The organism is Rahnella sp. JUb53, from assembly GCF_004346065.1.
GTDB classification, from domain to species: Bacteria; Pseudomonadota; Gammaproteobacteria; order Enterobacterales; family Enterobacteriaceae; genus Rahnella; species Rahnella variigena.
The window spans coordinates 1-6,771 of the sequence record NZ_SLYT01000021.1 but is presented as its reverse complement, the minus strand read 5'-3'; the positions used below and the strand labels follow the sequence as shown (position 1 = coordinate 6,771).

Genomic DNA, 6,771 nt, shown 5'->3' with positions numbered 1-6,771 from the left:
TCATCATAAAAAAAACAGCATGTTACCTGACGACACCTGAATGCGACAGAACCCCAAAAAGTGTGCGTGTTGCCTGATAGCTCGTCAATTCGGGAAAGCTTTTGTCTCAATCCTATTTATTCAACAAAGCCGTTGGCTGCCTAAAATATCGGCAGCGCAACGTTTGCTGACTCCGCCCTGTTAATACGACAGAGCCACTTCACAACTCTCGGATGAATTATCAGACAGATAAAACGCATTTTCCCATTTTGTTGCCTTACATAACTTCATTTTCTCTCCTCATTATTACTCGCCATCACCAGACAGCTTTTGCCTTTTGGGTTAACGATGAGCGCGGGCATCAATATTCTTTCGAGAAGCGATACCAACGCACTTTACGTATGGTTTTCATAATGATTGAACGTAGCGCCCTTACGGGGTGAGTACGACAGTGCTGCTGCCTCAACCGTCTCTAAGCCGAAGACTCATATTAATAATGGTTCTGCCTAAGCATACAAAGTGCCTCTCGGTGGCTCTCCCCGCCACTTAACCGTTGACGCCAGCTCATCAGATTTAACGGTTATCTGGGGTACGACCCGTAAGTACCTAGACTCGTAGTGATATGAGCCAGGATGAAAACAAATAACAGGTCATCAAGTACTGCCTGGATCCGTTAATGAGTTTCTGAAGATGCGTCAGACCAACCGTAATAGAGTAACAAAGTGCACTAAATGATAAATAGTCCGCTCAGCAGCGTGTTTACAGGTAAATATGACATTCCTACTACGCAATGATTAATTATATTAAACCTAAGAGTAGTCAAATTAACACACCTCTACTAATCCGTCATGGAATTCACAATGAAACAATCGCACAAAAATTTAAAATATGTGCCTACAAATTCAATTTAAATATTTAAAATCACAGTCAGCGTGAGAATGTAAAATTCACCACTGACTATGAAACTATTACCATACTAAAATGCGCGCTAAATTAAGTTCATCTTTATGTTCTTACTTAGTGGCAAAGTGCATTATAAAATTATTCAAATTAAAGAAGTTCAAATCTTTACTGTACTCTATTACTATCAAATCAAAGCATGCTTCTTTTGCGCATTCCATATCAACGCGACCGTTAAAATTCATTAATTCCGTAACACTTCCTACAATATTTGTCTCATTACCCAATGTATGAGTTGTTATTTTTAAAATCCCATTGGTACTTATCATATTTTCAGCAATTAGATCAAAGCTAACTTTTTTCATCTTGTTTTTTTCGAATAAAATCCTTAGTTTACCTTCTGATAATTTAGTGTTTAAAAAGCTTATGCCTTCTTTCATTGCCCTACCATTAACATCTTTTAACCAATTAATGTAGACAGTCGATGACATATCTCGAGTATCAACTGTCACCTCGTTATATGTCCCAAAGGAGTTTGTCGGTATCATATAATCAGTGAACTTTCTGAAATCTTCAGTAACATTACCAAGTGTACCAGTTGGCCAAGGGCTTTCCAATGTTGGTTCGAATATGGAATATCCTGAGAAATCTGTTTTTCTAGCTTTAGATGGTTCACCAATACTTTGTCCATTGATATTACGTCTAACTTGCGAGGATGATTCGTAGATTACCCTTCTTGCTTCAGCGATGCTACCAACTGGTTCAAATTCTGGCAGTGTTCTCCAGATATTAAATGCTAAAGCCTCTCCATATTCTTCTTGTTCTCGTGCATTAATGTTTTGTCGAGGCAAGGTTAATTCTGCAACTTTAAAAGGAGGGGACTCACTCTCACTCCATAAACTGCGAGCATTTATAATTGATTGCGTTGTGGAATTATTGCGCAATTGAATGTAAAAATTAAGTATCGCATCACCATTCATTAATCGACTAGCCAAGTCTAGAGATAGATAATTTTTAGCGTCAGTTTGGATAAATTGGCCAGGGTCTGAAACCATTTCAATATCAATTTTATATTTACAATAATCATTTTCGCCAAATCTAAATGGTACACAACTCCAGAGTGATTCTGTTAAAACGCTTTCAACCTTTTTTGACATACTATTTAAAACTTCAGCAAGCTCTGGATGAGTCTTATTAAACTCATCTAGTTTACCTGTCATTGCAGCTTTTTTAAATTCAGCCATTTCTTCGGCATCTTTGGCAAAAAAAACCTCAGTATTTTGTAAAATAAAGTCTAGCGTTGTTCCTTGCCCTATAATTTTCCCTCCAGGAACTTCGAATAATTTAATGCCTATGCCTACAGTGGAATTCTTATCTTCTGTATCTGATGGTATATCACTAGAATATCTAACCCATATTGGATATGTGGACCCTGGTTTAAAAATTCCAATTTGATAGGATTCAGGGATATCATCCAAAACTTTGAAGGTGCCATGAGCAATACCATGTTGCTTAACAAAAGCGGCTCTTCTTGCTGGGGTCTGCGAATCATTAACAATGCGCCCAACTTGTATCTCATCAACAAACATTCTGCGAATATCTTCTATAGCTTTATTAGTACTTAACGTTTGTAAATCCTTAGAACTCTCATAAATTTTCTTTGACATACAATCACCACTTAGGTTTTCAATCGGTTTCCGAAGGTAATTTATTACAAATTATTAAAGATGAGGTTTAATAAAAATTAATAGCAATTAAGTTTTTCTTATAATGTTATAAATTCATAAGCCTAACTACTCTAGGTGGTGCCTCTAATCGGTTGGATTCGATGTATAATACTCGCTTTTGAGATTTACTTATGGCCAGCGTTACCATTCATTGTCCCCGCTGTCAGTCTTCTCAGGTTTATCTTCACGGGCAGAAATCGGTTTCGCTGCCAAGGCTGCTACCGCTTGTTCCAGCTCACTTACGCCTATAGAGCCCATAACCCGGAGTTAAAGAACAAATTACCGAAATAGCCTTCAACGGTGCCGGTGTTCACAATACCGCCCGAACGCTGAAAGTGGGTATCAATACTGTCATCCGGACGTTAAAAATCTCTCGCCACGACGAATAACATCATCTCCGGTGGCTCATGCTGATGTAGCGCTTATCTGTGAACTCGACAAGCAATGGCGCTTTATCGGTAGTAAGGCCTGACAGCACTGGCTCTGGTACGCAGAACCCTCTGCTTCTCCCGCTCTGTTGAGCTCGATGAAAAAGTTATTGGTGCTTTTATCGAAAAATACATATTCTACTCATTGGACTTATTACCGAAGATTTAATGCTTGGATTATGGAATATACACAGATCAGTTAGCAGTAGTTTTTCTACTTTTCGTTTCAATAAAACTCAATAGCAGCATGAAATGCTATATTGTATATTATTTGCTTAGCGAGACCATTTAGTATTAATAACTACTTACAAGCCCGTTTATCGTTGGGATGGCAACTGGCTTTATAAGCTTAGTTTATGGTGAATTTATTAGCCACTACCCAGACATAACATGAGTAGGCTGATTTTATTGAATTTTACTAAATGCTCAATATTGGAATATGCAATGCTTAGGACCACATATAAACATTGATGGTCATGTTTTTTTTAATGGACGGAACTCTTATGACTCAAAAAAATGATTCAAACAATTTTACCCAAATAGCAAACGAGCAAATGTGCAATGAAATTGTTTATGCAAAAATCCATCCTGGTATCGGGATTGCACGAGTTGGCAACAGTATCAATGAATATTTTATTGGTGCTGAGTATCCATTAGCACCTCCATTACCTTACGGTTCGTTCCGTGACAGTTCAGGCGCGATTAAAAGACAGGCTTCCCGCTTCAGAATTTATGGATACAATAAAGCAGGTAAAGCAGTCAGAGAACTCACCTCAGAATTTGCTAATATTGAATGGACAGTTGAAGTCGCTAATACAAAAGCATCATGGTATGTCTTTGATTCGGCAATGGACCAGAGAACAGCAAAAGCAGTTGCTCGCCGTAATCCAGATGTCAAAGAATTACGTAGTGAATTGGAAATTAAACCACCAGCAAAAAAAATTAGTGGAGTAAACGCTGAGGCAGTCCAATTAGATGGCGGTACTTTTTTAAGTGTTCCAGCTAATAAAAGAGTATCTGTCAACTTGGGAGAGCTTAGAACAGATGAGTATGGCAGGTTACTCGTATTAGGCGGTCATGGAGTCGCGTCATCTCCTAGTGGTGCACCACTGCTGGTATTTGATGATGAGGGTAAAGAACACAATTTTAATAACTCAGTTGACTGGTTTGACGATATTTCAGATGGGCCTGTATCCGCAAAAGTTGAACTCGGAGGTAAAAGCATTCCTGTAACTGGCGCATGGGTCGTGGTAGCACCACCAGATTATGCTCCTGGTATCATTCCATTCCGGTCATTGTATGATTTAGCTCTTCATACTGCCATAGAAGCGGGAATGGTACCCCCCGAGAAAATGACATCATATACTAAACATATTTTACCGCAATTAGAGCGTCTTTCAGGATTGCAATGGGTTAATTTAGGTTCGGCACAAGCTCATGGCCCGGGTGGTTTTTATCCTATCAATACTTCACTTATTCATGAAATTTCTAAAGCCACTAATCAAGAAAAACGCGAAGAAGTTTTTAAGAAATTCCGTTCGCCTGATGATGAGACAACTGAAGGTGGTCATGCTTTAAAATGGCCACAGCTGTACGGGGATGCTTATGGTGCTTCAGTTCCAGCCTTAAAAGGAGATCTTTTGCCAGTAGATTCAGAGGTGTATAGACATCTTACCAACTTCAGTCAGTCACAGTTTTGTTCAGATTTAAATGAGGTAGATTATCCGTTGAACTCAGAATTTCCAGCACCTGTTTATGCAAAACCCCTTGACCAATCAGCAGTGTCAGAACAACCGGATAGACTTGATGCTGGTCCATTATCCTATTGCTGTGCTGATGCTTTTCATCCGGGCTGTGAACTAACATGGATTATGCGCCATGCATCGATATACAGTGAGGTAGCTCGTATTAAACACTGCGATGCTAATATTCCGGCAAGCGATTATGGCGATGTTTTAACCCCAGATCATGCATTATCTAAAGATGGTCCATTGCATGCACAGCGCGCGGGTGACTTAACACGTTGGATGGCTGTGCCATGGCATGGAGATACTGCTCGTTGCCGTTCGGGATATGATCCAGAATTTCATCCATATCTACCATCATATTGGCCATCTAGCGTTCCTAATCATGTATTAACAGAGACAAATTTTTTAATTTACTCCAATACTGAACTGAGTGATGAGATTCGCCAAAAAGCTTTTCAAGATCGAGAAGCTTGGATGCGCAAGTTTTTAAATGAATTTGATAACTCAGAGGATATAATGCAGGCCATGGTTAAACGATTCGATGAGATGGGAATTGTACAGCGCCATCTACCACCACTAGATTATGCTGGTAAATATCCGACAGTATTCGTAGAGCAACTTAAGAAATAATAAAGTTGAGCACTAAAAAAATGAGTCTAAAATAATGCATGATACAAAAAGTTATCTAACAGTATTATGACTGAAAAAAATTAAAGAATCTTCATCAAAGTGTGAGGAACACTATAAATCCCTAAGGGACCTATGAAGCTAATATCCTGTGATATACTCGTTGTTGGAGCTGGACCCGCTGGTACTACCGCGGCCCGTGTTTTAGCTCAGGAAGGAGTGGATGTAATTTTGTTGGACAAAACAATTTTGACAAAACCTAAGATTGGTGAAAGTTTACCAGGGGCTATTAATCCCCTGTTAAAAGCTATTGGTGTTTATCCTTGGTTTTTAAAGAGTAAACCATTAAGAAATTATGGGAATATATCTGTTTGGGGTATGGATAAACCGATAGAAACCGATTTTATTAATGATCCTTATGGGTGTGGATGGCATGTTGACCGGTCTCTTTTTGAGCTTTCATTGCGAGAAGCAGCGATAGATGCAAATGCACATTTTATACATAAATCCATCATTTCAGTAAATGCTACAAATTATGGAATAGAGATTAATGCTGGCGACTGCACTATAAGGGCGAGATGGGTTATAGATGCAAGTGGAAGGTCCCGCGTCGTGGCGGGACGTTTAGGTGGCATTGTTCTTAAGGGGCCCCCATTACTCTCACTATACACATGGCATTCTAATTATCATCTTGATACACGAAGCATTGTAGAAGCTGTTCCTAATGGATGGTGGTATTCCGCAGGTCTTCCTGAAGATAAAAGGGTACTGGCCTTACATATTAGCCCTAAAGACGCCAAACGTTATCGGCAGCCTGCTTCTTTTATTACACATTTGAACAAAACTCAGTATATGCTGAAATATTTTGAAGATTATAAAATCTGTGATGTTCGAGTACATGTAGCAGATGCAACTGAAAGTCATATGGTTAAAGTTTCAGGCGCGAACTGGGTTGCTATTGGTGATGCTGCTTTATCTTTCGACCCATTATCATCTCAAGGAATTTATAACGCCATCTATACTGGCCTACGAGGTGCTCAGGCAGTTTTGAAGATCTTAAATGATAATGATAGGACGCTATTGATGGAGTATGAATCACGCATCCTATCGATTTACAACACATATAAAGATGAAATCAGAAGTTATTATCGAAATGAGCAAAGATGGCCAAAAAATTTTTTCTGGGATACTCAACATAATAGTATAAATTAATATACATGGCGTTTTAAGAGTTTTTGGGGCTGCACATAAAGCCCCAAGCTTTCTCTTTATTAGGTCTGGTTATATATATTAACCACTCAGAAATTTCGGTTCTGTCGCATTAAGGTGTCGTCAGGTAACATGCTGTTTTTTTTATGATGG

Annotated in this window: 3 protein-coding genes and 1 pseudogene; 3 read left to right on the top strand and 1 reads right to left on the bottom strand. The window is 38.9% G+C overall.

Annotated elements, in window-relative coordinates:
• Window positions 1-992: 992 nt before the first annotated feature.
• Window positions 993-2,546 (bottom strand): hypothetical protein, encoded by a 1,554-nt coding sequence (locus EC840_RS24990; RefSeq protein ID WP_132967425.1) that lies wholly within the window; start codon window positions 2,544-2,546, stop codon window positions 993-995.
• 191 nt (window positions 2,547-2,737) lie between these two features.
• Between EC840_RS24990 and EC840_RS24985 the strand changes: the two are divergent.
• From EC840_RS24985 to EC840_RS24975, 3 genes and pseudogenes are all read left to right on the top strand, one after another.
• Window positions 2,738-3,203 (top strand): annotated as a pseudogene (locus EC840_RS24985) (IS1 family transposase).
• Between the two features lie 334 nt (window positions 3,204-3,537).
• Window positions 3,538-5,412, top strand: a complete 1,875-nt coding sequence (locus EC840_RS24980) for a LodA/GoxA family CTQ-dependent oxidase (RefSeq protein WP_132967423.1) — start codon at window positions 3,538-3,540, stop codon at window positions 5,410-5,412.
• A gap of 132 nt (window positions 5,413-5,544) precedes the next feature.
• Window positions 5,545-6,621, top strand: coding sequence for an NAD(P)/FAD-dependent oxidoreductase (locus tag EC840_RS24975; RefSeq protein ID WP_132967421.1), 1,077 nt, complete (start codon window positions 5,545-5,547; stop codon window positions 6,619-6,621).
• Window positions 6,622-6,771: the final 150 nt, after the last annotated feature.

Excerpts from the sequence above, each read along its gene's own strand:
- EC840_RS24990 (WP_132967425.1), bottom strand. The coding sequence starts at position 2,546 with ATGTCAAAGAAAATTTATGAGAGTTCTAAGGATTTACAAACGTTAAGT.
- EC840_RS24980 (WP_132967423.1), top strand. The coding sequence starts at position 3,538 with ATGACTCAAAAAAATGATTCAAACAATTTTACCCAAATAGCAAACGAG.
- EC840_RS24975 (WP_132967421.1), top strand. The coding sequence starts at position 5,545 with ATGAAGCTAATATCCTGTGATATACTCGTTGTTGGAGCTGGACCCGCT.